22 protein-coding genes are annotated in these 21,517 nt (G+C 59.3%); 11 read left to right on the top strand and 11 right to left on the bottom strand.

Going from position 1 to position 21,517, the window contains the following annotated elements; translation table 11 throughout:
• Nucleotides 1-126 precede the first annotated feature (126 nt).
• Together CK911_RS19000 and CK911_RS18995 are read left to right on the top strand one after the other, a co-directional pair.
• Nucleotides 127-1,404, top strand: a complete 1,278-nt coding sequence (locus CK911_RS19000; RefSeq protein WP_098971896.1) for a sodium:proton antiporter — start codon at nucleotides 127-129, stop codon at nucleotides 1,402-1,404.
• A 479-nt stretch (nucleotides 1,405-1,883) separates the two neighbouring features.
• Nucleotides 1,884-2,060 (top strand): hypothetical protein, encoded by a 177-nt coding sequence (locus tag CK911_RS18995; protein WP_005342935.1) that lies wholly within the window; start codon nucleotides 1,884-1,886, stop codon nucleotides 2,058-2,060.
• A gap of 160 nt (nucleotides 2,061-2,220) precedes the next feature.
• On the opposite strand, the gene CK911_RS18990 is transcribed toward CK911_RS18995, so the two are convergent.
• The 8 genes from CK911_RS18990 to CK911_RS21260 form a co-directional block, all read right to left on the bottom strand.
• Entirely contained in the window at nucleotides 2,221-2,718 is a 498-nt protein-coding gene (locus CK911_RS18990) for a GNAT family N-acetyltransferase (RefSeq protein WP_098971894.1), read from the bottom strand.
• A 128-nt stretch (nucleotides 2,719-2,846) separates the two neighbouring features.
• Complete coding sequence (locus CK911_RS18985) at nucleotides 2,847-3,668, bottom strand: HDOD domain-containing protein (protein WP_068978683.1); 822 nt, start codon at nucleotides 3,666-3,668, stop codon at nucleotides 2,847-2,849.
• A gap of 109 nt (nucleotides 3,669-3,777) precedes the next feature.
• Nucleotides 3,778-4,488 carry an HAD-IA family hydrolase gene (locus CK911_RS18980; protein WP_098971892.1) on the bottom strand — a complete coding sequence of 237 codons (711 nt, stop codon included), beginning with the start codon at nucleotides 4,486-4,488 and terminating at the stop codon, nucleotides 3,778-3,780.
• Between the two features lie 33 nt (nucleotides 4,489-4,521).
• Nucleotides 4,522-5,487 carry a tyrosine recombinase XerC gene (xerC, locus tag CK911_RS18975; protein WP_098971890.1) on the bottom strand — a complete coding sequence of 322 codons (966 nt, stop codon included), beginning with the start codon at nucleotides 5,485-5,487 and terminating at the stop codon, nucleotides 4,522-4,524.
• A complete protein-coding gene (locus CK911_RS18970; protein ID WP_068978680.1) occupies nucleotides 5,480-6,160 on the bottom strand; it encodes a DUF484 family protein in 681 nt (226 codons plus the stop codon). Before CK911_RS18970 ends, xerC begins: the two co-directional genes overlap by 8 nt.
• Nucleotides 6,161-6,236: 76 nt before the next feature.
• Nucleotides 6,237-7,067 carry a diaminopimelate epimerase gene (gene dapF, locus CK911_RS18965; RefSeq protein WP_042024577.1) on the bottom strand — a complete coding sequence of 277 codons (831 nt, stop codon included), beginning with the start codon at nucleotides 7,065-7,067 and terminating at the stop codon, nucleotides 6,237-6,239.
• A gap of 173 nt (nucleotides 7,068-7,240) precedes the next feature.
• Nucleotides 7,241-8,491, bottom strand: coding sequence for a diaminopimelate decarboxylase (gene lysA, locus CK911_RS18960; protein ID WP_098971888.1), 1,251 nt, complete (start codon nucleotides 8,489-8,491; stop codon nucleotides 7,241-7,243).
• A gap of 32 nt (nucleotides 8,492-8,523) precedes the next feature.
• Entirely contained in the window at nucleotides 8,524-8,700 is a 177-nt protein-coding gene (locus CK911_RS21260) for a lipoprotein (RefSeq protein ID WP_139245159.1), read from the bottom strand.
• Between the two features lie 73 nt (nucleotides 8,701-8,773).
• Between CK911_RS21260 and cyaY the strand changes: the two genes are divergently transcribed.
• Together cyaY and CK911_RS18950 are read left to right on the top strand one after the other, a co-directional pair.
• Nucleotides 8,774-9,088, top strand: a complete 315-nt coding sequence (cyaY, locus tag CK911_RS18955; RefSeq protein ID WP_042024573.1) for an iron donor protein CyaY — start codon at nucleotides 8,774-8,776, stop codon at nucleotides 9,086-9,088.
• Nucleotides 9,085-9,738, top strand: coding sequence for an alpha/beta hydrolase (locus tag CK911_RS18950; RefSeq protein WP_098971886.1), 654 nt, complete (start codon nucleotides 9,085-9,087; stop codon nucleotides 9,736-9,738). Before cyaY ends, CK911_RS18950 begins: the two co-directional genes overlap by 4 nt.
• Nucleotides 9,739-9,802: 64 nt before the next feature.
• On the opposite strand, the gene CK911_RS18945 is transcribed toward CK911_RS18950, so the two are convergent.
• Complete coding sequence (locus CK911_RS18945; protein WP_098971883.1) at nucleotides 9,803-12,322, bottom strand: class I adenylate cyclase; 2,520 nt, start codon at nucleotides 12,320-12,322, stop codon at nucleotides 9,803-9,805.
• 323 nt (nucleotides 12,323-12,645) lie between these two features.
• Between CK911_RS18945 and hemC the strand changes: the two genes are divergently transcribed.
• Genes hemC through CK911_RS18925 form a run of 4 tightly spaced genes read left to right on the top strand, consistent with a single transcriptional unit; the run spans nucleotide 12,646 to nucleotide 16,526 of the window.
• The gene (hemC, locus tag CK911_RS18940; RefSeq protein ID WP_139426007.1) at nucleotides 12,646-13,575 is read left to right on the top strand and encodes a hydroxymethylbilane synthase; all 930 of its coding nucleotides are present in this window, start codon (nucleotides 12,646-12,648) and stop codon (nucleotides 13,573-13,575) included.
• Nucleotides 13,572-14,306, top strand: a complete 735-nt coding sequence (locus tag CK911_RS18935; RefSeq protein ID WP_098971881.1) for a uroporphyrinogen-III synthase — start codon at nucleotides 13,572-13,574, stop codon at nucleotides 14,304-14,306. The genes hemC and CK911_RS18935 overlap by 4 nt, the downstream gene beginning before the upstream one ends.
• On the top strand, nucleotides 14,303-15,352 hold the full coding sequence (locus CK911_RS18930) for a uroporphyrinogen-III C-methyltransferase (protein ID WP_098971879.1): 1,050 nt from the start codon (nucleotides 14,303-14,305) through the stop codon (nucleotides 15,350-15,352). Before CK911_RS18935 ends, CK911_RS18930 begins: the two co-directional genes overlap by 4 nt.
• Before the next feature lie 10 nt (nucleotides 15,353-15,362).
• Nucleotides 15,363-16,526, top strand: coding sequence for a heme biosynthesis HemY N-terminal domain-containing protein (locus tag CK911_RS18925; protein WP_098971877.1), 1,164 nt, complete (start codon nucleotides 15,363-15,365; stop codon nucleotides 16,524-16,526).
• Nucleotides 16,527-16,605: 79 nt separating this feature from the next.
• On the opposite strand, the gene CK911_RS18920 is transcribed toward CK911_RS18925, so the two are convergent.
• A complete protein-coding gene (locus CK911_RS18920; RefSeq protein WP_042024562.1) occupies nucleotides 16,606-16,857 on the bottom strand; it encodes a YkgJ family cysteine cluster protein in 252 nt (83 codons plus the stop codon).
• Between the two features lie 141 nt (nucleotides 16,858-16,998).
• Nucleotides 16,999-18,009 carry a class II fructose-bisphosphatase gene (gene glpX / locus CK911_RS18915; RefSeq protein ID WP_042024560.1) on the bottom strand — a complete coding sequence of 337 codons (1,011 nt, stop codon included), beginning with the start codon at nucleotides 18,007-18,009 and terminating at the stop codon, nucleotides 16,999-17,001.
• Between the two features lie 218 nt (nucleotides 18,010-18,227).
• Here glpX and CK911_RS18910 point away from each other — a divergent pair, with 218 nt between their 5' ends.
• The 3 genes from CK911_RS18910 (at nucleotide 18,228) to CK911_RS18900 (ending at nucleotide 21,203) form a co-directional block, all read left to right on the top strand.
• Nucleotides 18,228-19,289, top strand: a complete 1,062-nt coding sequence (locus CK911_RS18910; RefSeq protein ID WP_042024558.1) for a porin — start codon at nucleotides 18,228-18,230, stop codon at nucleotides 19,287-19,289.
• 120 nt (nucleotides 19,290-19,409) lie between these two features.
• Nucleotides 19,410-20,294 (top strand): ABC transporter substrate-binding protein, encoded by an 885-nt coding sequence (locus tag CK911_RS18905; protein WP_098971875.1) that lies wholly within the window; start codon nucleotides 19,410-19,412, stop codon nucleotides 20,292-20,294.
• Nucleotides 20,295-20,327: 33 nt separating this feature from the next.
• Nucleotides 20,328-21,203 (top strand): DMT family transporter, encoded by an 876-nt coding sequence (locus CK911_RS18900; RefSeq protein WP_098971873.1) that lies wholly within the window; start codon nucleotides 20,328-20,330, stop codon nucleotides 21,201-21,203.
• Nucleotides 21,204-21,517: the final 314 nt, after the last annotated feature.

Below are 21,517 nucleotides of genomic sequence, written 5' to 3'. Positions count from 1 at the left end.
TATCAGTCCAAACACACCAAGATATACTCATTTATAGGTAATGAGTAACATAGGGCCCGAGAGTACCCTATGCCCGTCCCGCATGGGGATACGTGCTTGCTGTCTACTAATGAGAAAAAAATAACTATGAGCGTCTACTACACACTCTGTTTTCTGGCAGCGTTGGCGATTTTTATCGCCTTTGCCAACCAGTATGTTGTGAAGATCCAGACCACCATCGCCATCACCGCCGGTTCCATGGTGATCTCCGCGTTGCTGGTGCTGTTTGGTAAACTGGGCTGGTTCAATCTGGAACCTCTTGCCGTCAAAACTATGCAGAGCATCGACTTCCAGAACTTCCTGCTGAAAGGCATTCTGGGCTTCCTGCTGTTTGCCGGTGGCCTTGGCATCAACCTCAAGGCGCTGCGTAGCCAGAAGTGGGAGATCACCATTCTCTCCATCGTGGCGACCCTGCTCTCGACCTTCATCATCGGCTACGGTTTCTGGTTTATCGCCAAGCTGCTGGGCTGGGAACTGCCACTGGTCTACTGCATGCTGTTCGGGGCACTCATCTCCCCCACTGACCCGATTGCGGTGCTGGCCATCGTCAAGAAGATGCAAGCACCACCCCAGATCGCCATCCAGATCGAAGGGGAATCCCTGTTCAACGACGGTGTCGGCCTCGTCATCTTCGCCACCGTGTTTGCCGTGGCCTTTGGCGGTGTCGAGCCCACCTTCGGCAGCGTGGCCGGTCTGTTCCTACATGAAGCCCTCGGCGGCATTCTGTTTGGCGCCGTGCTGGGCCTGATCGCCCACGTGATGATCAGCGCCACCGACGATGGTTCCCTGGAGCTGCTGCTGACCCTCTGCATCCCGACCGCCGGTTTTGCCTTCGCCAACATGATCGGCGTCTCCGGCGCGCTGGCCATGGTGGTCACCGGCATCATGATCGGCAACTGGACCCGTCACTCCGGCTTCTCCGAGCAGAGCCGTCATCACCTGGACCACTTCTGGGAGTTGATGGATCAGTTCCTCAACGCCCTGCTGTTCCTGCTGATCGGTCTGGCACTGGTACTGCTGGAGCTCTCCTGGCATGACTGGGTACTGCTGGTTATCGCGGTACCGCTCTGTCTGGCTGCCCGCTTCATCAGCGTATCGCTGCCCTATGTGGCCTTCCGCAGATTCCGCAACTACAACACCTTCTCGGTGCGGATCCTTACCTGGGGCGGTCTGCGCGGCGGTCTGGCAATGGCGATGGCACTGGCACTCCCCTCCGGCGTCATGATGATCCCGGATCATGGCGTCGACCTGCGTGAAGTGATCCTGGTGATGACCTACTCGGTAGTGATGTTCTCCATCGTGGTGCAGGGCATGACCATCACCCCGATGATCACTGCCGCCAAGAAGGCCTGTGGCGACTACTGAGTCACCCCGGAACTTGCTTGTAGAATACTAAAGAGGGCTCCCATCGGGAGCCCTCTTTGTTACTGTTAGCTGGTGGTTTAACACACAGAAAAAATGACTTTTAGCGAGTATTGCCAAATTATTGTTTGCTTTTTATTCATTTCGAGGAGAGAATGCGCTCCGGCTAGTTAATCAGCCCTGATTATGTTCGCAATGCTTCAACGTTAGATGAATCCTGCCAGTACACACATAACCTCCCTCTGATTTACTCGCCTTGAGAACCGTCAGGCTGTCTGCCTGCGTTGCCCGGCTCTCACGGTGCAGACCCGATCTGCCCACCCAATTTGATTTATGCATCAGCATATTCCTTGAAAAGTGCAGACGCCCTTTAACCGGGCTGGGTATTCCTGCGCGCTTGTCGTTCACCCAATCGACCGCGCCCATTAACCTGACATTTGCCAATACAAGGAGCAAACACCTAATTTATATAGAGAAATACCATGATGAAAGCCGTACAAACACACAAGCCCCTGCGTCGTAGCAAACCCATCAACCTGCCCCCGCAAGAGCAGGATTCCGATGCGTTCCTGATCCAGTTCAGCACCCGCTTCAGCGGCGGTTTCGCCATCTCCTGTGATGGTATCGCTGGCGAGTTCTCCATCGAAGACCTCAACTGATCCTGCCTGCCCACCGGCAGCGCCCGATGCAGACAGGCCGCAACTCACGGCGGCCTCTTTGCTTTTCCCTCTCTCGCCCTTTATCCAGACCCACTCTTTTGCTTGTCGTTCAGCCTGAGCAGCATTTCACTATTCGTTCTCCCATTCTCTGACTTGCCGATCACTGCTCCAGCAGCAGGCATTCATCAGCATCTTCGCTCAACTTGACCAGACGGCTGCGCACCAGCCCCAGCTTGGCCAACAGGCCGATGGAGCGCTCGTTGCCCGGGGTGACGATGGCGACTACTTGGCCAATCCCCAATCGGCTTTTGCCATCGGCAAGGGCAGCCTGCGCCGCTTCAATGGCATAACCCTGACCGCGATATTGCGGCAGAAAGGCGTAACCGATATCGACCTGCTCCAGGGTGTCGCGCTTGATCAAACCGCAGATACCGAGGCTGGCACCATCCTCCTTCCGTTCCACCAGATAGAGGCCATGGCCGTAGCGGGCATAGCTGACCGCAGGCCCCTGCTGGATATACTCCTGCGCCTGCTCCAGCGTGCGAATGCCCCGATCGCCGATGTAGCGATAAAAGTCGCCGTCATTGAGCAGTTCAAGAATGAAAGGGGCATCGGTGGCGATCATTTCGCGCAGGTTCAGGCGGGAGGAGGCAATCATGGCAAGGGCTCTCAAACGGAAAGTGAAGGGCAAAGAGTGCCCCGTCACTCCCGGGCTGGCAAGCCTGTGGAACCGTCAACCATGAAAAAGGGGCCACGTTGGCCCCTGATGAAATGGGAGAAACGGGCTCAGGCGGCCAGCAACCCGGCATAGCCGTTGCCCTGCTCCCGCAGCGCGCTGAACTGGGCAGCACAATCGGCCCATGTCAGCCCCAGTTGTTCCGCCACGCTCTGAGGCCACTCGGGGGGAGCCTCTTCCCCCACATCGGACTGGGCTGCCAACACGATGGCCAGATGGATAAACCCCGCCTCAGAGGAAAACTCTTTCGCCTTCATCGGGTTGTAGTGATACTCCACCGCATTGCTGATGGTGTCTGGAAACTTCCAGTATCTGGCCATCGCCGCCCCGACCTGAGCATAGTTGAAGCCAATCACCAGCTCTTCCGCCTTGGCTCGCCCTTTATGCTGCTCCAGATCGTGAATGTGATTCACCGTATTTTCTGGCAGTCCCACATGCATGATGAGGCGACCAAGATCGTGTAGCAGTGCGCAGGTAAAGACCTCCTCCCCCTTCATTCCTTTCTTGACCGCCAGACGACGGGCCAGCTCCGCTACGTTGAAAACACAACCCCAGAAGTGTTGGAGATTGATGCCGGGCACCGCTTTGACTGATTCGGTGAGCCCGCAAGCCAGCACCATGTTACGCACCATCGCCAACCCCAGCCGAACCGCCGCCTCATTGACGGTAGCGACCTGACGACTGCTGCCAAATTTGGCCGAGTTGGCCAAGCGCAACAACTTGGCAGAGATGACCGGATCCTTGTTAATCAATTTACTGACCTTAAGCAGATCAGGGTCTTTTTCGTTGAAAGTCTGAATCAAGTCGCGCATCACTTCAGGGATCTGGGGCAGCAGCTTGGGTTCCGCCAGCAAGGAGTCGATCGTAGGCATAGTCATGTCCATCCATGTTATGAGTATTCCAATCTGTTTGCCGGAGCAAACTGCTCATAATTATGGGTCACCAGATCAATACAGCAAGCTGCCAAGCTCGTAACCACCCTCAAAGCAGCAGCCCGGCCAACTCCTCCAGCCCATTGATCTCGACATCTGGCAGCAGTTGCAATGAATGCCACGGCTGCTGCCGCTCATTGAGCCAGGCGGCACGAAAGCCATGCAAGCGGGCCCCCAGCACATCGGTCTCGGGATGGTCCCCCACATGGAGGATCTGCTCAGGCGGCAATTTGAGGGCGCTGCGGGTCTGCTCAAACATATCCGCCGCCGGTTTCATTCTGGTGCCCGCGCCCGCCTTGCAGATCAGCGTGAAGTAGCGATCCAGTCCCGCCTGCGCCAGATCCAGATTGCCGTTGGTGATCACCACCAGCGGGTAGCGTGCGGCCAGTCTGGCCAGCAGCTGATGGGTTGACTCGCTCACCTCGATCTTCGAGCGCTCTGCCAGAAACGCGGCAAATACCTGCTCCGCCTCACGGCTGGCCTGCTGGTCAGCCATGCCCCCCGCGACCATGGCGGCGCGGATGGTCTGCTGGCGCGCCAGACTGACATCGTGGTGCAGCTCGGGTGCGCCGTTCAGCACAGTACGCTTGAGCGCCAGCCAGCGCGGCTTGTCGAGCATGGCGGTGGCCAGATATTCGCTGCGCAGATGGTCGAGCATCCACTGCTCGGCACGCACGATGGCGGGGCCGTTGTCATAGAGGGTGTCATCGAGATCAAACGAGATGGCAGCAACCGGCTGCCAGCGGCGATAGAAGTGCATTAACTCTCCTCTGCAACGGGGGCTCAGAGCCCGTTATTCATCTTCCTGCGCATCCGGGTCACGCTTGGCCCTTGGGTGGGCGCTGTCGTAGACCTTGGCCAGATGCTGGAAGTCGAGATGGGTGTAGATCTGGGTGGTGGAGAGGTCGGCATGCCCCAGCAGCTCCTGCACCGCCCGCAGATCGCCGGAGGACTCCAGCATATGGGTGGCAAAGCTGTGGCGCAGCTTGTGGGGATGAACGTGGGCATTGAGCGCCTGCTTGTTGCCCCAGCCATCGAGGCGGGCCTGCACCGAACGGGCCGACAGCCGCTGCTTGCGACTGGAGAGAAACAGCGCCTCGCTCTCGTCCCCGGCCAGCAGCGGGCGCACCTTGAGCCACTTCTGCAACCACTCGACCGCCATCCGGCCAATGGGCAGCACCCGCTCTCGCGAGCCCTTGCCGGTCACCTTGAGTTGACGGTCGTCGAGCTTCAGATCCACCAGATTGACCCCCACCAGCTCGGCGAGACGCAGCCCTGACGAGTACATCAGCTCCATGATGGCGCGATCCCGCACCGCCAGCGGATCCTGCTCATCGGTGATGTTGAGCAGCTGGTACATCTCATCCACATCGAGGTTTTTCGGCAGCGGCCGCCCCTGCTTGGGGGTGACGATGCCACGGGCCGGATTGGCGGTCAGCCGCCCCTGCCGTACCTGCCAGTCGCAGAAGCTGCGCAGCGCAGAGACCTTGGTGGCGAGCGAACGGGGCGCCAGCCCTCCTTTGTGCATCCGGGTCACCAGAGTACGCACCTGACTCGCATCGAGCTGGCCCCAGTCGCAAAGACCCAGTCGCACCAGCTCGGCGGTCATGGCGTCGAGATGCCCCTGATAGTTGGTGCGGGTATGGGGACTGAGCTGGCGCTCGACCCTCAGGTATTCGATAAAGGCCGCCAGCTCATCCGCCAGTGCTGACGGCAGCGGCTCAGAGGCTGGCGATGTATTGGCCGATTCCCTAGCCACGGGTCAGCTCGGGCAGGCGCAACTGCAGCAAGCGACCCAACTGGCCCAGCAGCAGGGTGTCGTTGTGCGGGCTGAAGTGGCTCGGATCCGAGCTGGCGAAGGCCAGCACACCGAGATCGCCGAGCCGCATCAGGGCGACCGAGTTAACCAGCACATCGTGGCCAAACAGCGCCTGCTTCTCGCTCTGGCTCAGGCGGCCAAAGTAGTAATCCTGCCCAGGAAGACGCTGACCCAGCAGGGATTCGAGCTGCTTGCCCTGCGCCAGAAAGCGCTGCTCGGGCCCGCTCAGGGCAAAGCGCTTGGGATTGAGCCAGAGTCGCAGGCCGGTCAACCGCAACCGCTGGACAAAGGCTTTGCCCATCACGGCACTCACCTCAAACAGGGTCTGGCAACCGTATAGCTCGCCATAGAGATCGGCATAAACCCGGAAGATCCGCTCGTTCTCGCTGGCAATGCCCATCAGCTCGGTGATCTCCAGCTCCAACTGCTCAATCCGCTCGCGCTGACGATCCAGCTGGCGCTCTACCAGCGAGACGGAGCCCTTACGTTCATGGGGAATACGGATCCGGTCCAGCACGGTGACATGACGCTGGAAAAATTCGGGGTAACGGGACAGGTACTCCAGCACAGCGGCTTCGTCCACCGCTTGCTCCTGCCGTTTGAGCTCGCTCATAAATTGGGTGATCCATTAGAAAAACAGGGCTTACCGCCCCGATAACATGGGCAAAGGGGGCATTCGCCCCCTCTACCTAAACCTCTATCTGGCCGTCAAACACATGCTCGGCTGGCCCGGTCATATAGACAGGTTGCCCTGGCCCCTTCCAGGCGATGGTCAGCTTGCCGCCCGGCAGGGTGACAGTGACTCGCTCCTTGAGCTTGCCCTGACTGATGCCGACCACCACAGCGGCGCACGCGCCGGTACCACAGGCCAGGGTCTCACCGACCCCGCGCTCGAATACCCGCAGCTTGATCTCGCTGGCGTTGACCACCTCGGAGAAGCCGACGTTGACCCGCTCGGGAAAACGCTCGTTGCGCTCCATGATGGCCCCCAACACGGCGACCGGTGCATCGGCAACCGACGGAACATCAATGACGCAGTGAGGGTTGCCCATGGAGACAGCGCCACACATCACGGTATGCTCCTGCACCCGCAACAGGTAGGTTTTTTCTGCTTTTTGAGCTCGAAACGGGATCTTGCTCGGCTCGAACTGGGGGACCCCCATGTTGACCGTGACCTGATTCTCCCCTTCGAGCTGCAGCATAATGCGGCCACGAGAGGTGCTAACGGCAATGCGATCCCGGTTGATCAGCCCCTTGAGACGCACAAAACGGGCAAAACAGCGGGCGCCGTTGCCACACTGCTCCACCTCGCTGCCATCGGCATTGAAAATGCGATAGTGGAAGTCGAGTTCCGGATCATAGGGGGGCTCGACCAGCAACAGCTGGTCAAAGCCGATCCCGAAGTGGCGATCTGCCAGCTTCTTGATGACATCATTGCTGAAAAAGACCTTCTGGGTGACGCCATCCACCACCATAAAGTCGTTGCCCAAGCCATGCATCTTGGAAAAATCTATCAACATCGTGCATTCCTGTGCTGTTAGGGCTGTAAAAATTCACCATCAACCACTATGAAGTCGTTGTCCATAGCCCCATGCATCCCGGAAGAATCCATCCACATCGTGCATTCCTGTGCTGTTAGGGCTGTAAAAATTCACCGTCAACCGTAATCAAATCATTGTCCCTGACTGTGCCATTAAGGCAACAGGTGCTCACCGCGCCAGAGATCGGCCAACTGCTCCCGCTCACGGATCAGGTGCGACTCGGCACCATCTACCAATACTTCGGCGGCACGGGGGCGGGTGTTGTAGTTGGATGACATGGTAAAGCCGTAGGCACCGGCCGAACGCACCGCCAGCAGGGAACCCTCGCCAATGGCCAGGGTGCGCTCCTTGCCGAGGAAGTCGCCGGTCTCGCACACCGGGCCCACCACGTCATAGAGCGCAGGAGCATGACCGGCACGGCTATCCACCTCGATGATGTTCATCCAGGCGCCGTAGAGCGAGGGGCGCAGCATGTCGTTCATGCCGGCATCGATCAGCGCGAAGTTGCGGGTCTCGCCCGGCTTGAGGTACTCGACCCGGGTCAGCAACACACCGGCATTGGCGACGATGGCGCGGCCCGGCTCGAACAACAGGGTCAGATCCCGACCCGCCAGCTTCTGCTTGAGCGCTTCGGCGTATTCGGTGGGATGGGGTGGCTGCTCGGCGCCATAGTTGACCCCCAGACCGCCACCCACGTCCAGGTGGTGAATGCGGATCCCCTCCGCCGCCAGCTCGTCGATGAGCCGCAGCAACTTGTCAGCCGCTTCCATGAAGGGGGTGAGCTCGGTGAGCTGGGAGCCGATATGGCAATCCACCCCGACGATCTCGATGTTCGCCATCGCCGCCGCCTTGCGATAGATGGCAGGCGCCAGCTCGATGGGGATGCCGAACTTGTTCTGCTTGAGGCCGGTGGAGATATAGGGGTGAGTACCGGCATCGATATCCGGATTGACCCGCACCGAGACACGGGCCTTCTTGCCCATGCTGCCCGCCACCCGATTGAGGCGCTCCAGCTCGGCTTCCGACTCCAGATTGAAACAGAGGATCTCTTTATCCAGCGCGAGGCGCATCTCGGCTTCGCTCTTGGCCACCCCGGAGAAGACCACTTTGGCCGGATCACCGCCCGCCGCCAGCACCCGCGACAGCTCGCCACCGGAGACGATGTCAAACCCGGAACCCAGACGGGCCAACAGGTTGAGCAGCGCCAGGTTGGAGTTGGCCTTCACCGCATAGCAGATCAGATGGGGAATATTGCCAGCCGCCGTGTCGAAGGCGTGCCAATGGCGCTCAAGAGTCGCACGGGAGTAGACGTAAAGCGGGGTACCGTACTGCTCGGCAAGCTGCTGCAGCGAGGTTTGCTCGGCCTGAAGCTGGCCGTCGGCGTCGTAGTTAAAGTGATCCAAGGGGGCGGTTCCTTCCTAGAATGGGTGCGGCATTAGTGCGGCGCGGCCTCGGTGGCTGCCTCTGAGGTCGCAGGCGGTGCCGATTGCGGTGTACTCTGGCTCTGTGGCTGCTCGGGGGGCGGCATGTACAGCGGCCCCGTCAGACCGCATGCGGCCAACCCGAGGGACAGAAGAGTGGCAAGCAGACACTTGGTGAACTGGGTGATCATAATGGTTCGCTGCGAAAAAATTTTTGGCCCTCTATAATCGCACTCACATTGTTAAAAGCAACAGGATAAACCGATGAAGGATCACCAGTATCACGCCCTGACCGACACCTTTTTCCAGTATGTGGAAGACATTATCGACGAGGGGTATCCCGATATCGATTGCGAACGCAACGGCGGCGTATTGACCCTCTCTTTCGAGAACAAGACCAAGGTCATCATCAACAAGCAAGAGCCGCTGCACCAGATCTGGGTCGCTACCCGCGAAAACGGCTTCCACTTCGAACTGCAGGGTGAAACCTGGATCGACAACCGCTTCGGTCACGAGCTGAAAGCCCTGCTGAGCCGCTCCTGTACCACGCAGGCGGGTGAAACTGTGGTGTTCCCATGATCGACTTGTACCCGCAGGATGCCCGCCATGCGGTGATCTGGCTGCACGGGCTGGGGGATTCCGGCGCCGGTCTCGCCCCGCTGGTAGAGGCGCTGGACCTGCCCACCGAGCTGCCGGTGCGTCACCTGCTGCCGGACGCCCCCGAGCGACCGATCACCATCAACATGGGCTACAAGATGCGCGGCTGGTACGACATCAAGAGCTTCGAGGATCCCGCCGAGCGGGCCGTGGAGTCCCACGTCCGTGAATCGGCCGACCAGATTGCCGCATTGCTGGATCAACTGGTGACCGAGGGGTTTTCCCCCGAGCGCATCGTGCTGGTGGGCTTCTCTCAGGGCGGGGTGATTGCCTCCTTCACCGTGCTGCGCTATCAAGCGAAGCTGGCTGGCCTGCTCTGCATGTCTACCTATCTGGCTGCCCCCGATGCGCTGCTCGGCGAGATGAGCGAGGCTGCTCGCACCCTGCCCATCTGCTACATGCACGGCATCTATGACGATGTGGTGAGCCTGTCGCTGGGGTGGGATGCCAAGAACCGGCTGGAAAGTGCCGGGCTCACCCCCGAGTGGCACGAGTACCCGATGCGTCACGAGATCTGCCGTCCGCAGCTCGATGATATTCGCCGCTGGCTGCTGGCCCGCCTCGGCGCCTGATCTGCCTCAAAAGCAAACGGCCTGCATCTGCAGGCCGTTTTTTATGGCGATACCAACTGGCGGATCAGCCCACTTCCCGGGTCGGCGGCGCCTGCTCCCGCAACATGCCCTGACTGCGGTAGGAGATCACCGCCAGCTCACCACCCTGCTGCACTATCTCGTAGTACTGGGGCAGGTTGAAGTTGATGAACTGACCGTCATCGCTGAACCGCTCGTGACTGGAGGTGTAGAAGCGGTTGACCCCCGCCACCAGCTCATCCTTGTTGCCGGCAAAATGCTGGTAAATCTCCACCCGGTTCGCCTCATCGAGGATGTAGATGTTGGTCCCTGCATCCCGGGTATCGAAGAAGAACTGCACCAAACCTTCACTGGCGTAGGCATCGACGATGCTCGGCAGATGCTGGCTGTGGGTCTTGTCGAGCCGCAGCGGCAGGTGATCCAGCTTGTTGTGGGAGATGTGGCGGTAAAAATCGATGGCGTTTTCCAGCTTCTTGACCGACACCCCGCGCCGCTCAAAGAAGATGCCGTACTTCTCCTTGCCGAGCGCCATGGTCTTGACCAACTGCTGCTTGTCGCGGGCGAGGCGCAGATCGATACACTCAGCCACCAGGGTCTCGAAGCGGGAGCGCAGCAATGAGCGGAAGTGTTGGCTGTAGCAAAACACCTCGATCATCTCGGGGGCGGCGGCATCCTGGTGCATCTTGCCGAGGATGGTGGTGAGGGCATCGACCACGGCTTCATCCCCCTGGAAGTGCAGGGTGCGGATCTCGCTCCAGGAGTTGCGATAGACCAGATCCACCGAGCCCACCAGACACTCCTGATTGCGACCAAACGAGAAAACATCCACGGTGTTGGCATCAAATTCGATTACCTGACCGACCCAGTGGCTGGTCGGGTCCATCTCCAGATTGAGGAAGATGGAGAGCTGACGGATCTCGCACGGGCGGCTGAGGGCCAGGTTGGTGGCCAGCGGGTACTTCTCGGGGAAACAACCGGAGAGATCGCGACAGAACTGGTGCAGATTGTCGATGTGCAGATCCGAGCCCTGATTGAACAGGTGTACCCGTGACTGGGGGGTCAGCAGATCGTTGAAGTAGGCCCAGGAGACCAGCTTGCTGATGTAGCCGTTGAACTCAAGCGGCGCGCGGCCAATGATGTCCACCGGCTCCAGTGAATGCTTGTAGAGGTACCAGCCGGCGCGATTCAGGCGACCATGGGGCACCTGTACCAAGCTGAGATCCGGCTCGCTGAGATCCGGCGCAATCTTGAGGTTGATGCGCTGTACCTTGCCCGGCAGACTCTCGAAGGCGGCATAGAGTTTGCGCGACAGAATGCCGATATCTTCCGGGTTGATCGACTCACTGATGTTGTTGCGGCGGGCGAACTGGATCAGGTTGCGGTAGCTCTGCATCAGAGCCTCCAGCAACTCGGCGTGGGCGATCTTCACCTCTTCGATCTTCCACTCGTGGCGATGATCGAGCTGATACAGCTTCTGCTGACTCCACCCCCAGTAGGAGACCAGCTGGCTCATTTGCCCACGGCGCCACTCGGGGGAGTGATCATCCTTGGGATGGCTGAGGCCGTCACACACCTTGAGGTAGAAGCAACGGCGCACCAGATCGAGCCGCGCCATATCGCCGATGGACTTGAGGTAGTTGGTCACCTTGTCCAGCATCAGAGAGTAGTTGTCGAGCCGGTAGTGCATCCCCTCGTTATGCTGGAACCAGTCGCGACCAATCATCGACAGCAAACGGGTATCGGGGTACTCGTGGGAGTAGGCCTCCATCAGCACCGACTTGAGCACCGCTTTGTAAGGGGAGTCGATCCCCTTGTAGAGCTGCCACAAGGCGGAACCGAAATACTCTTCGGCCGGAATGCGGTCAAAACTGCCGAGATCAAGCCAGTCATCCTGCTTGAGCTTGCCGCTCTCGAACAGTTCGTTCACATAGGCGTCGTAGTGGTCATCACACGCGATGGGCACCAGATACCAGATCAAGCGTTTGCCCGCGATATGCATGGCACTACGATAGAACTCGTCGAGCAACAGCAGGTGCTGGGCACTGCCGCAGCTCTCCCCCTGCATCTGGGCATCGTTGGTCTGGCGGAACTTGTCTTCCGGGATCAGGAAAAAGTTGAGATCGACCCCGCGCTGTTCAGCCCACTTGGAGAGTTGCTGACACTTCTGATCCAGCAGATCGAGCCGCTCCTGCGACAAACCGGCCACGTGGCAGACCCAGATATCGAGATCGGAGTGGCAGCATTGGCCGATGGAGGAGGTACTGCCCATGGAGTAGAGCCCCTGAATCGCGCGATCCTGGGTTGCCAGACCATTCAGGCAGTTGGCGTTGCGACAGAGGTCATCGATAAAGGCTTGCTGTTCGGCAGTGGCGCTGAAGCTCCAGATACCATGAGGGACATCGCCAGAAACATAGCCTGGCAGCAGGGGGTGATTGAAGTGCAGCATGACAGGCAGCAGTTGAAATACCTGCTGTCCGTAGCGACTCATGAGGCCTAACGCCCGTTGCGTCTTGAGACGGGTAATGTCGTCATAACGCGCAACCAGCGTATCTATGTGTTCCTGCAATGCCCTGCCTATCACCAAGGTAAAAATGACGCACCAAAAGGGGGATACGTCAAAAAAGTGTGATCATGTTAACAATGCCAGCAGCAGTGGTAAACAAGCCCACCGCGAATCACCTCATTATTTCTGGTATGACCACATTAAGTATCAAGGGATATCTTTAAATTTAAATATTTTCAATATCTTAGCCTTCCATAAACTCTTAATGAAAATCATTTTCAACCTGCATTTTTGAGCCTGTCCGCGCTTTTGCCGGCTGCGCCATGAAAGCCCGGGCAAAGGGTGGTAATATCGATTTCCTCCTAAAAATGAAACAACTGATTGATATGGCAGCCCGAACCCTGAAAATTGCCACTCGCAAGAGCCCGCTGGCCCTGTGGCAGGCCAACTTTGTCAAAGACCGGCTCGAAGCCCTGCACCCGCAGTTGCAGGTCGAACTGGTCCCCATGAGCACTCAGGGTGACAAAATCCTCGATACCCCGCTGGCCAAGGTCGGTGGCAAGGGGTTGTTCGTCAAGGAGCTGGAGACCGCCATGCTGGAAGGGCGAGCCGATATCGCCGTTCACTCCATGAAAGATGTGCCGGTGGAGTTCCCCGAGGGGCTCGGCCTGCACACTATCTGCGAGCGGGAAGATCCCCGCGATGCCTTCGTTTCAAACCGTTTCAAGGCCATTGCCGAGTTGCCGCAAGGGGCCGTGGTCGGCACCTCCAGCCTGCGCCGCCAATGCCAGCTGCGTGCCGCCCGCCCGGATCTGGTGATCCGCGACCTGCGGGGCAACGTCAACACCCGCCTCGCCAAGCTGGATGGCGGTGAGTACGATGCCATCATTCTCGCCGCCGCCGGTCTGAAACGACTGGAGATGGCACACCGCATTGCGGCCTTTATCGAACCGGAACAGAGCCTGCCTGCCAACGGCCAGGGGGCCGTCGGCATCGAGTGCCGCCTCGACGATGTTGAGCTGCACGCCCTGCTGGCGCCGCTGGAGCACGCCGAGACCCGCACCCGGGTACTGACCGAGCGGGCCATGAACCGCGCCCTGCAAGGGGGATGTCAGGTCCCTATCGGTGCCTACGCACTGGTCGAGGGCGACCAGATCTGGCTGCGCGGTCTGGTGGGTAGCCCGGATGGCACTCAGGTGATCCGTGACGAGATCCGTGGCTCGGTGAGCGACGGCGAAGCCCTCGGCGAACAGCTGGCCCAGCGCCTGCTGGCCGCCGGTGCCGACGTGATTCTGGCCGAGGTCTACCGCGGATGATCCCGCTGGTGGTGCGTCCGGCCGCTCAGGCCACCGAGCTGGTGCAGTTGCTGCGCCAGCACGGTCATGCACCACTCTGCTGCCCGCTGCTGGAAACCGTGGCGGGCAGTGAACTCCCTTACCTGCCAGACCTGCTGCACAGTGCCGACATTGTTATCGCCGTCAGCCTCCATGCCATTCATTTTGCACACGATTTTCTGTTGCAAACTGGTCAGACCTGGCCACATATTGAGTACTTTGCCGTAGGTCAAGCCAGCGCAGATGGGTTTGCCGCCATCGGTATTGCGGCAATCTGCCCGGATGACCCGCGCAGTGAGGGGCTGTTGGCATTACCCGCCCTGCAACAACTGGTTGGCAAACGGGTACTGATCCTCCGTGGCAATGGCGGACGGGAGCTGATCGCCGACACGCTGGCCTCACGCGGTGCTCTGGTGCACTATTGTGCGGCCTATGAGCGCCACTACCCCGAGTTCGACGGGGAACAATTAACCCACCACTGGCAAGCAGCCGGGCTGGATAGCCTGCTCATTACCAGTGGTGAACTGCTGCAACGGTTGCTGGCACTGGTGCCCGACCACCAGCGGCCCTGGCTTTTTGGCCGCCTGCTGGTGGTCCCCAGCCCCCGCGTGGCCGAGATGGCCAGTGCAGCGGGCTTTATCCATATCACGATTGCCCAAGGTGCATCCAACCAGGCCCTGATGGCCGCACTGGAACTGAGGAAGATGGAATGACAGAACAACAAGAATCCCAGGTCAAACCCCAGCCCACCGCTGTGGTCAATAACAGCAAGAGCCGCTCCGGTACCGTACTGGGTGGCGTCGCCATTCTGCTGGCCCTTGGCCTGACCGGTGGTCTCTATCTGCACGGTCACCAGAATGCCGTTGCCCAGCAGGCCGAACTGGCCCAGCTCAAGCAGCAACTGGCGAGCGCCCTGAGCAAGATCGACCAGACCAGCAGCAAGGATGCCGAGCAGTTGGCCACACTGGATCAGACCCAGCAACGACTGCAGGGCGAGATGCAGGGGCTACAAAACCGGGTGCTGGATCTGAACGACAAGCGCCCCAACGACTGGATGCTGGCCGAATCCGAGTATCTGGTACGGATGGCAGGCCGCAAGCTGTGGCTGGAGCATGATCTGATCTCCGCCATCACCCTGCTGGGTAATGCCGACGAACGGATCCGAGCCCTGAACGACCCCAGCCTGATGCCAATCCGCAAGGCATTGGCGGAAGACATCACCAAGCTCAAGGGGATGCCGCGTATTGACCGTGAGGGGCTGACCCTCAAACTGGCCGCCCTCGAAGATCAAATCGAGCTGCTGCCCCTCTCTACCGTCAGCATGCCGGAAGCCAAGCTTGAAGCTGATCAGGCGGTCACCGCCAATCCCGACGAGTGGGAGAGCAACTTGAAGAAGAACTGGGTCAAGTTCACCGAAAACTTCGTCACCATCCGTCGCCGCGATGGCGCGGTAGAGGCCCTGCTCTCGCCGCAACAAGAGATCTTCCTGCGTGAAAACCTCAAGACCAAATTGCTGCAGGCACAAATCTCGGTTTACCGCGAGCAGCAAACGCTCTATGAAGACAGCCTGGACAAGGCCCAGCGCTGGCTGACCCAATACTTCGACACCGAAAACAGTGCTACCCGCTATATGCAGGGGGAAATCGACAAGCTCAAGGGCGAACAGATCCAGATCGATTATCCGGAACAGTTCAAGACTCAGGCCATGCTGGAACAGGTACTGACCGAACGCCTGCAACGCATTCTGGCCAGCAACTGAGGAGGGCACCATGATCCGTATAATCATTCTGGTTGCCGTGATGGTCGCAGGGCTGATCTTTGGCCCACAAGCGTCCGGTAACAAGGGCTATGTACTGATTGCCCTTGGCAATTACACCATCGAATCCTCCGTCACCAGCGCGGTGATCCTGGCTGTGCTGTTCTACGGTGCCCTGCTGCTCATCGAGTGGCTGCTGGGCCGGGTATTCGGCCTGCGTCGCAAGACACAAGGCTGGTATGGCTCACGCCGCCGCCGCAAGGCCAATCAGCAGACCGTTGCCGCCACTCTGGCGATGGCTGAAGGGCACTACAGTCAGGCTGAAAAGCTGATGATCAAGGGGGCCAGCAACAGCGACACCCCGCTGCTCAACTACCTGAGCGCCGCCAAGGCGGCTCAGGCCCGTGGTGACGACGCCCGCCGGGATCAATACCTGCAAAAAGCGCAGGAGGAGAACCCCAAGGCCGAGCTGGCGCTCACCCTCACCCAGACCCAGCTGCAGATCGAACAGGGCCAGTACGACACCGCGCTGGCGATGCTGGAGTCGGTCTACGCCCTCAACCCGCGCCACCCCATGGTGCTGGATCAGCTGCGTCAGGTGCATCTGGCCCGTCAGGACTGGAGCGCCCTGTGCGACCTGATCCCAGCGCTGCACAAGGTGGGCAAGCTGACCCCGAAACAGGAAGAAGACCTGCTGCAACAGGCATGGAGTGGTCGTCTACAACAGGCGGCAAGCAGCCTCGAAACCCTCAAGGCGGTGTGGCAGGATCTGCCGCGCAAGCTGCGCCTGGAGCCGGAACTGCTGGCCTGCTATGGCGATCTGCTGCGCCAACTGGGCGCCGATGGCGAGGCTGCTACCCTGTGGCAGGAGGCGCTGCGCAAGCAGCCGATGCCACAGCTGCTGGCGCGCCTGCCCAAGCTGAAACTCGACAACTACCAGCCGCTGCTGGCACTGCTGCAAAAGCAGCAAGGGCAACCGCATGTCGATACGGCGCTGGCCCAGCTCTATCTGCTGGCTGGCCAGCTGGACGATGCCCAGAAGCTGCTGGAGCAGGAAGTCGTCAGCGCCCCCAGCGCCGCCGCCTACCATGCCCTTGGCCAGCTGATGGACAAACGTCGCCTCACCAACAAGGCCAACGAGTACTATCGTCAGGCACTGGAGCTGGCAGGGATTTGATCCCGACGCACAGAGACGCGAGAGGCCGCATGATGCGGCCTCTTTTTTATGCTCGATCCAGTGATCTTTTCAGGTCACGTCAACCGGTCAGCCGCTCCAGCTCGCCGATCAGCCAAATGGCCTCGGCACGATGGCTGCCACACACATCCATCATGGGGCGAAAGCCACCACATACCGCTGGCCGCTCAGGCAGACCGAAGATCTTGCAGCCAAGCACGCCATCAAGCTGGACACAGGGGATACCCGCCGGCTTGCCATCTGGCATACCGGGAATGGCACTGCTGATACTGGGGGCGATGCAACAGGCAGCGCAGCCGCTACGACACTCCATACACTCCACTCCTTTGGGACGGGGACGGTCTGAGCCACCATAGCCGAAGCGGTGGCACAAACGTAGCTGGCGCACAATAAAAAGCCCGACCGCACGGGCGATCGGGCTTTGAGGCAAAACAGCCGATTCAGCGAAACATCATCACATGATGATATCGCGTACCACGCTGTCTTTGCGCTCAAGGTAGTGGATCGACTTGATGCGGCGGATGGTGCGCGACTTACCACGGATCAATAGAGTCTCGGTGGTCGCCATCACGCCATCGCTGGTGATGCCGTCCAGCAGATCACCCTTGGTGATACCGGTGGCGGAGAAGATGACATTGTCATTCTTCGCCATATCTTCCAGCTTGAGCACCTTGCTGATATCGATACCGAGTGCTTCGCAGCGGGCAATTTCCTGTTCGCCCAGTGCACGCACTTCCGGGCTGTCGCCCTTGACCCGGTGACGCGGCACCAGACGAGCCTGCATGTCGCCATCCAGCGCGCGGATCACCGCGGCCGAAATCACCCCTTCCGGTGCGCCGCCGATGCCGTAAAGCATGTCGACTTCGCTGTCCGGCAGACAGGTAAGAATGGAGGCGGCAACATCACCATCAGGGATGGCAAACACCCGCACGCCCAGCCCCTGCATCTCCTTGATCGCCTTGTCATGACGCGGCTTGGCCAGGGTGATGACGGTCAGGCGGGAGAGCGGTTTGCCCAGCGCCTTGGCCACCGACTTGAGGTTCAGCTCGAGGGCCTGATTCAGGTCGATCGACCCTTTGGCCTTGGGACCGACAATGATCTTCTCCATGTACATGTCAGGCGCTTTAAGGAACGAGCCCTTGTCGCCCACCGCCAGCACCGCCAGCGCATTAGACTGACCCATGGCGGTCATGCGGGTGCCTTCTATCGGATCAACGGCGATATCGACCGAATCACCGTGCCCGGTACCCACTTTTTCACCGATATAGAGCATCGGTGCTTCATCAATCTCACCTTCGCCGATCACAATCTCACCATCGATGTCGATCTGGTTGAGAATGTGGCGCATGGCCGCTACGGCCGCCCCATCAGCGATATTCTTGTCACCACGCCCGAGCCACTTATAGCCAGCCAGTGCAGCCGCTTCCGTCACTCGGGAAAACTCGATTGCCAGTTCACGTCTCATCGCATATCCAACCTATGGGGCCCGAAAACGGGCGGTATTCTACCACAAGGGCAAACCTTTGCGCACAAAAGTAGCCGCTGCGGGCAATAATGTAGCCAATTCATCTAATTGCAACCTAACTGCAACTAACTCTTCATCCCGCTGTCACCCCGCTGTCATCCCCACTGCCTAGCATGGCCCCGTCTTCAAAACAAAAGCTTGCAACACAAGGGATTAAGATGAAAAAGCTGACTGTAGTGGCACTGGCTCTGACCGCCGCATTCCAGGCTCAAGCCGTTGAAGTTTATAAAAATGACACCGCCATGCTGGATCTGTATGGCCGTATCTACGCTGGTCAATTCTTCGGCGACAAGAAAGAAAACGTCGATACCGCCAACCCGAATGGCACCAAGGATTACAGCGCCAAGCAGGGAGCCAACCAGTTTGTCCGCTTCGGTGCCAAGGCCGAAACCCAGATCCAGAGCGGTCTGAAGGCGCTGGCTCAGTACGAAGTGCAGATGTATATCAACGACAGCGAGAAGACCATCAGCGAGAGCTCCGACAACCTGCGTACCCGTCTGGCCTTTGCTGGCGTGGGCGCTGACTGGGGCACCGTGACCTTCGGTCGCCAGAAAGGGGCCCCGGGCTTCCTGGCCGACTGGACTGATGTCTCCCTCTCCGACGGCTACGGCAACGAGGCGCTGGGCGCCAAAACCGATACCTTCGCCACCAACCGCGCCGGTTCCGTGCTGAAATACTCCGGCCTGTTTAATGGCTTCCAGCTCGACACCAGCTACAAGTTCGATGGCGGTGACACTGAAGAGACCACCAGCAAGGATAGCGACGCTGCCTACGGTGCTGCCGTGGCCTACACCTTCCCGTTCAACCTATCGCTGGGTACCGCCTATAACGTCGGCCTGCGCGACAAGAGCGGCGAAGAAGATGCCAAGCTGTGGCTGATCTCCGCCAAGTTCGACAACAAAGCCGCCTACGCGGCCCTGAGTTATGCCGATGGCAGTGACTTCCTGGCAACTGGCACCGATCACACCGGTTGGGAAGCGGCGCTGGGCTACAACTTCGAGAACGGCTTTGGCCTGATGGCCCTGTGGAACAAACAGGAGCAGGACAAGGCGGGCACCAAGAAAGACAACGTGGATTACTACACCCTGGGAGCCCAGTACAAGTTCAACAAGAACCTGCGGGTCATCGGCGAGTACCGCATCAACAATCTGGACAGCGTTGCCGGTAAAGCGACCGCCAACGAGGATGACTTCCAGTTGGCCGCCCGCTACGACTTCTAAGCAAACTCCTGCAGACCCCAAAGCGCGATGGCTTGCCATCGCGCTTTTTGTTGGGCGTCGTTTACCACCGGAGGAAGTAGCCTAAGCTCATCAGACAAGGGTCTACGCGGGAGAAGAGAAATGAGGGTTCAACTGCTTGTCGCACTGCTGTTGTTGCTCTCCCTACCAGCTCACGCTCTCTCTATTGCCATGGTGCTGTGGCGCGGCGAAACCGCAGCCGAAGCAGGCTTTCGGGCAGAGCTGACCCGCCTTGGCTATCAGGCCACCATCACCACCTACAATGCCGATCAGGATCGCACCGCGCTGGCGACCATGTTGCGCCAGCAGATGCTGCCGAAACTGGCGGAGTACGACTACATCTACACCTTTGGCACCACGGCCACCGCCATGACCAAGAGCCTGGTAGCTAACCGCAAGCCCCTTATCTTCAACGTGGTCTCCGATCCGGTCGGGGCAGGTTTTCTCTCGGAAGACAAAACCCAGAACAACATGGTGGCCGGGGTGAGCAACATGGTGCCGATGGCGCTGCAACTGGCCAACGCCAGTAAACATCTCCCCACCGGAAAACGGCTGTTGCTGCCCTTCAACCCACGGGAGCAGAACACCCTGCTGGTGGCCGATATGCTGCTCAACGAGGCGAAGCGCTATCAGTGGCAGATGGTCACCTGGCGGATGGCCCCTGACCCGCGGCGGCTGGACAACGAACTGAAGCGGCTGCAACAGGATGCCAAAAGCGACATCGTCTTTCTGGCCGCCGACAGCTATCTGCTCTCCATCGCCCCCCGTCTGCTCAATGCACTCAACGAGGCTTCCATCCCCACCATCTGCAGCGCCGAACTGTTCGTTGAACACGGCTGCACCGTCGGCACCATCAGCAGCTACGAGGGGCTGGGCAAGATGGCCGCCGGGATCATCCATCTCCACCAGCAGGGCACACAGCTGCAAGATATTCCGCTGCAGACCGATCCCCATCCCAAGCTGGTGCTGGGGCAGCTGAAGCCTTGATGGAGATCCCAGCCCATACCCGTTAGGGCGAGTATGCTATTGGCCCCTGTCGCCCGAGAGCCCCTTCCTATGACTACCCCCGTCTTTTTTGCCGTTCTGCTGGCCGCCATGCTTCATGCCAGCTGGAATGCGCTGGTCAAAATTGGCGAGGAGCGACTGGTTGGCGTGTCGCTGGTAGCACTCTTCTCCGGGCTTATCGCTGCCGTGGCGCTGTTGCCAATGGGGCTCCCCTCTGCTGCCGAATTGCCCTGGCTCGGCCTCTCGATCCTGCTCCATACCGGTTACTGCCTGTTTCTCAGCCGCGCTTACAACCACGGAGAGTTTGGCCAGATCTATCCGCTGGCCCGTGGCTGTGCGCCCTTGTTGGCAATGATCCTGGGTGCCGCAATACTGGCTGACTATCCGGGTATTCACGGCGTACTGGGGGCGGTTGTATTGATCCTGGGGGTCTTGTTGATGGCCTGGAGGGGAGGACGAGAACGACTTGGCAGCAAAGCGATCAAGGCGGCACTGATCACCGCCATGTTTACCGCTGGCTACACCCTCTCGGACGGTGCCGGGGCTCGGGTTGGTGGTGAGCCGATCCGCTACACCCTCTGGCTGTTTGCCTGCAACGGGCTGGTGATGCTGGTGGTACTGCTGATCCATCAGCGGCGCAGCACCTGGTATCAGATCCGCCAATACGCGCTGATCGGTATCATGGGAGGGGCCATGTCGCTGCTTGCCTATGGCATCGTCATCTGGGCCATGACCAAGGCGCCCATCGGGGTAGTGGCGGCCCTGCGTGAAAGCAGTGTGCTGTTCGCCATGCTGCTCTCGGTCTTGCTACTGAAAGAACCACTTGGGCGAGTACGGCTCACCGCGGCGGCCATTATTACGGTCGGGGTTTTGTTAACCCGCCTGGGATAATCAAAGTGGCGCTCTTGCCGTTTATTTATCCAGCCGCGAGGCGCTGTGCTCTCATGGTGAGGATAATGCCATCAACACCGTAAATATTTACATCCGTAACGTATCAAATTACTGGCATTGCTATTTTTTCTTGAGCGGCCTCACACGAGTGAACTTACCAAGTCAGCACAACTAGTGATAAAATTATTCACATCTGGTTACTGGTGCATCTTACCTAATATCGCTCGCAGTCATCGCCATAATCAATGCCGTCCAAATATTGATTAATCACTGGGCGGATTTACCGATCCTCTCACCCTCTGCCAGACCCTGTT

The organism is Aeromonas sp. CU5, from assembly GCF_002586745.1.
GTDB lineage: Bacteria > Pseudomonadota > Gammaproteobacteria > Enterobacterales > Aeromonadaceae > Aeromonas > Aeromonas sobria.
This window is presented reverse-complemented; position numbering and strand designations above follow the sequence as displayed.

Excerpts from the sequence above, each read along its gene's own strand:
- CK911_RS18935 (WP_098971881.1), top strand. The coding sequence starts at position 13,572 with ATGATCCCGCTGGTGGTGCGTCCGGCCGCTCAGGCCACCGAGCTGGTG.
- hemC (WP_139426007.1), top strand. The coding sequence starts at position 12,646 with ATGGCAGCCCGAACCCTGAAAATTGCCACTCGCAAGAGCCCGCTGGCC.
- glpX (WP_042024560.1), bottom strand. The coding sequence starts at position 18,009 with ATGAGACGTGAACTGGCAATCGAGTTTTCCCGAGTGACGGAAGCGGCT.
- CK911_RS21260 (WP_139245159.1), bottom strand. The coding sequence starts at position 8,700 with ATGATCACCCAGTTCACCAAGTGTCTGCTTGCCACTCTTCTGTCCCTC.
- CK911_RS18930 (WP_098971879.1), top strand. The coding sequence starts at position 14,303 with ATGACAGAACAACAAGAATCCCAGGTCAAACCCCAGCCCACCGCTGTG.
- CK911_RS18990 (WP_098971894.1), bottom strand. The coding sequence starts at position 2,718 with ATGATTGCCTCCTCCCGCCTGAACCTGCGCGAAATGATCGCCACCGAT.
- CK911_RS18925 (WP_098971877.1), top strand. The coding sequence starts at position 15,363 with ATGATCCGTATAATCATTCTGGTTGCCGTGATGGTCGCAGGGCTGATC.
- CK911_RS18950 (WP_098971886.1), top strand. The coding sequence starts at position 9,085 with ATGATCGACTTGTACCCGCAGGATGCCCGCCATGCGGTGATCTGGCTG.
- dapF (WP_042024577.1), bottom strand. The coding sequence starts at position 7,067 with ATGTTGATAGATTTTTCCAAGATGCATGGCTTGGGCAACGACTTTATG.
- CK911_RS18910 (WP_042024558.1), top strand. The coding sequence starts at position 18,228 with ATGAAAAAGCTGACTGTAGTGGCACTGGCTCTGACCGCCGCATTCCAG.
- CK911_RS18900 (WP_098971873.1), top strand. The coding sequence starts at position 20,328 with ATGCTATTGGCCCCTGTCGCCCGAGAGCCCCTTCCTATGACTACCCCC.
- cyaY (WP_042024573.1), top strand. The coding sequence starts at position 8,774 with ATGAAGGATCACCAGTATCACGCCCTGACCGACACCTTTTTCCAGTAT.
- CK911_RS18980 (WP_098971892.1), bottom strand. The coding sequence starts at position 4,488 with ATGCACTTCTATCGCCGCTGGCAGCCGGTTGCTGCCATCTCGTTTGAT.
- CK911_RS18970 (WP_068978680.1), bottom strand. The coding sequence starts at position 6,160 with ATGAGCGAGCTCAAACGGCAGGAGCAAGCGGTGGACGAAGCCGCTGTG.
- CK911_RS18920 (WP_042024562.1), bottom strand. The coding sequence starts at position 16,857 with ATGGAGTGTCGTAGCGGCTGCGCTGCCTGTTGCATCGCCCCCAGTATC.
- CK911_RS18905 (WP_098971875.1), top strand. The coding sequence starts at position 19,410 with ATGAGGGTTCAACTGCTTGTCGCACTGCTGTTGTTGCTCTCCCTACCA.
- CK911_RS19000 (WP_098971896.1), top strand. The coding sequence starts at position 127 with ATGAGCGTCTACTACACACTCTGTTTTCTGGCAGCGTTGGCGATTTTT.
- CK911_RS18995 (WP_005342935.1), top strand. The coding sequence starts at position 1,884 with ATGATGAAAGCCGTACAAACACACAAGCCCCTGCGTCGTAGCAAACCC.
- CK911_RS18985 (WP_068978683.1), bottom strand. The coding sequence starts at position 3,668 with ATGCCTACGATCGACTCCTTGCTGGCGGAACCCAAGCTGCTGCCCCAG.